We start from the raw sequence: 3,148 nt of genomic DNA, 5'->3' as shown, positions 1-3,148 counted from the left end.
CAGGGTGAGCTTGCCGATCACGTGCCCCGCCTCCAGCGCCCGGTGAGCGGCGCGCAGGTTATCGGCGTTGATGGGGCCGAGCACCTCGTGCCGGGTGGTCTTCAGTCGCCCCGACTCGAGCATGTCGGCCACCGTGTCGAGGATCTCGCCCTGTCGTCCCTTGTCCGGGGTGTCGAACCGCGGGCGGGTGAACATGTACTCCCAGAAGAACCCTACGCTCTTGTCGCGCAGTTCCTGGAACGGCAGCGGCTGCTTGTTGCCGACGATGCTGGCCAACCGGCCCTGCGGGGCGACCAGTTGCGCCATCGCCGTGTAATGCCGATCGAGATCGTTGAAGCAGGCGATCGCCGGGATCGAATCGACCTGGTGTTCGGCCAGTTGCGCGGGCAGGTCGCCGAAATGGTCGACCACCACGTCGGCACCAAGATCGAGGCACCACTGGCGCGACTCCGGCCGCGAGGCGGTGGCGATCACCGTCAGTCCGGCCGCACGGGCCAGTTGGATCGCCATGGAGCCCACCCCGCCGGCGCCGTTGATAAGCAACACCGGGGCACCGGCATCGGCGCCGTCCGGGTCCAGGCCCAGCCGGTCGAACAGCGTCTCCCAGGCGGTCAGCGCCGTCAGCGGCAGGGCCGCGGCATCGGCGGGATCGATGCCACGCGGCGCATGGCCGACGATCGCCTCGTCGACCAGCTGGAACTCGGCATTGCTGCCTGGCCGACCGATATCACCGGCGTAGAACACCACGTCGCCGGGGCGAAATCGCGTCACGGCCGATCCAACGGCGTCGACCACACCGAGGGCATCGAACCCCAGCACCCGAGGCGCCGGGTCGGCACGATTGTCCGGGTGATCCGGGTCGACGTGCCGCGGCGCACGCACCTTGGTATCGACCGGGTTGACGGACACCGCCTCCACCGCGACCCGCAGATCGGACGGCCCGGGCTCGGGCACCGCCAGCTCGTAGTCGGCAAATGCCTGCGGGTGGTCGATGGGCAGGTGGCGTTCGAATCCGATGGCCTTCATGACGGTTCCCCCATTCGGTCGGTCAATGACGCTCGAACACGGCGACCGGTGCATCGATCTCGACGATGCGCCAGTCGCAAGCGGCGGCCAGCCACTCGAAGGTGCGGGCGCGGAAGAAGATCACGTGGGTCGGATCGCGCCAGTAGTGCCAGTCCGCGAACCGGGCGGCCTCCGGGGCGAACCCGGTCTGCACGATCAGCGATCCACCCGGTCGCAGCAGCCGGGCGATCCGCTCGAACACCGCCCGCGGGCGGTGCAGGTGCTCGACCGTCTCGGTGCATGTGATCAGATCGTAGGTTGCCTCGTCCAGCGGCGCCTCGTCCGGGGCGAACAACGGATCGTAGCCCAGCATCTCGACCCCTGCCTCCCGTGCCACGGCGACCGGCACCGAGTCCGGTCCGCAACCGAAATCCAGGGCGTTCATGCCCGGGATCAGCCGCGCGCGCAGCCGCTCGATGCTCGGCGCCAGAAAGCGCCGGTAACCCGCGTCGGCGGCATCGTTCTCGTGCAACCCGTAGTACGCCCGCTCGGCATCGCGGTCGGGCCAGAGCGCCGGGTCGCGCACCACCAAGCGACAGTTGGGGCACTCGAGGAAGGCGATCGGGCGGCGGGCATTCTTCCTGCCGGTCGCAACGGTCATGAAGGACGAGAGCCTCGCCTCGCACACTGGGCAGCGCTCGGGCATGTCAGGCGACGAAGGTGGTGCTCAACAGGTAGGCCGTGTAGGCGAAGAAGGCGGCCAGCAGCACGCCGCCCTCGATGCGGGTGATGCGTCCCGGCCCGCGAAAGCCGTAGGCGAACAGGAACAGGGCCAGGGTCAGCACGCCCATCACCAGCATGTCGCGGGTAAACACCTCGGGCTCGGCGACCATCGGGTGGATCACGCCGGCGAGCCCCACCACGCCCAGGGTGTTGAACAGGTTCGAACCGATGACGTTGCCCAGCGCCATGTCGTGCTCGTTCTTGCGCAAGGCGGCTATCGAGGAGGCCAGCTCGGGCAGGGACGTCCCGATCGCGACCACCGTCAGGCCGATGACGAGATCCGAGACCCCGAAGAACTGCGCGATATCCACCGCACCCCAGACCAGCAGGCGCGAACTGGCGATCAGCAGCACCAATCCGATCGCGATCCAGATCAGGGCCTTCTTGAGCGGCATCGGATGGGCGACCAGCTCCTGCTCTACCTCGCTACCCAACGGGTCGACCTGCCCGCGGCGCCCCTGGTAGATGTTCCAGCCCAGAAGCCCGACCAGCAGCACCAGCAGGACGATACCTTCCAGACGGGTTATCTCCCCGTCGTGGACCTGCAGGGCGGCCACGGCCGTCACCGCCAGCAGGATGGGCATCTCGCGCCGAACCACCTGCGAGTGGACCGCGATCGGGGCGATCACCGCCGTCAGGCCGAGGATCAGGGCGATATTGGCGATGTTCGAGCCGTAGGCATTGCCCAGGGCGATGCCCGGGCTGCCATCGATCGCCGCCGTCACCGACACCACCATCTCCGGGGCCGACGTGCCGAACCCGATGATCACCATGCCGATCAGCAACGGCGACATGCCCAGATGCCTGGCGGTCGCCGCCGCACCATCGACAAATCGATCCGCGCTCCAGACGAGCAGCACCAGCCCCACCAGGACCGCCAACACGGGCACCAACATCGCCATCTCCTCGTTCGGAACTTCTCGATGATCGTTTCGGGCGCCACTTTACTGCAGAACACCGCCAATCGGAGAGCGACCGCATGCCAGATCACATGGGGTGCGAATCATTCCGGTTTGCATCCGCCTTATCCATTCCTTACTCTTCCCGGTCCACCAAGCCGCCGAGTCACCATGCCCGCAGCCCACACACCGAACCGCCTCCCTCGATCACAGCGACTGGTCTGGATCGCAGGCGCAGCCACCAGCCTCGTCCTGCATGCCCTCTTGATCTGGGCCGTACTGGCGTGGGCGCGGGACGAAGACCCCCTGACGACAGGCAGCCGTGGCGGCAGTCAGGCCGTGGAGGCGCAATGGGTAGACCTCAGCGAGACGAAAGACGCCCCGCCCACGCCACGCACCGAACAAGTGGAAGAACCGCCCCCGGAGGAAACTACCCCGCCCAATCACGTACCCATGCCGGA

General features: G+C 67.5%; 3 protein-coding genes. All 3 read right to left on the bottom strand.

Features of this window, described 5'->3' with window-relative positions:
• On the bottom strand, positions 1-1,026 hold a 1,026-nt coding region (locus ACLFRM_RS09265), incomplete at its 3' end, for a zinc-binding alcohol dehydrogenase family protein (protein ID WP_410755453.1).
• 22 nt (positions 1,027-1,048) lie between these two features.
• Positions 1,049-1,666, bottom strand: coding sequence for a class I SAM-dependent methyltransferase (locus tag ACLFRM_RS09260; protein ID WP_410755452.1), 618 nt, complete (start codon positions 1,664-1,666; stop codon positions 1,049-1,051).
• Between the two features lie 46 nt (positions 1,667-1,712).
• Entirely contained in the window at positions 1,713-2,684 is a 972-nt protein-coding gene (locus ACLFRM_RS09255) for a calcium/sodium antiporter (RefSeq protein WP_410755451.1), read from the bottom strand.
• Positions 2,685-3,148: the final 464 nt, after the last annotated feature.

It is taken from the genome of Guyparkeria sp., assembly GCF_046540515.1.
Taxonomy (GTDB): domain Bacteria; phylum Pseudomonadota; class Gammaproteobacteria; order Halothiobacillales; family Halothiobacillaceae; genus Guyparkeria.
Note: the sequence above shows the minus strand (reverse complement) of the source record. Positions and strands in the feature narration are given on the sequence as shown.

Coding starts and splice junctions, on each gene's coding strand:
- ACLFRM_RS09255 (WP_410755451.1), bottom strand. CDS start 2,684: ATGTTGGTGCCCGTGTTGGCGGTCCTGGTGGGGCTGGTGCTGCTCGTC.
- ACLFRM_RS09260 (WP_410755452.1), bottom strand. CDS start 1,666: ATGACCGTTGCGACCGGCAGGAAGAATGCCCGCCGCCCGATCGCCTTC.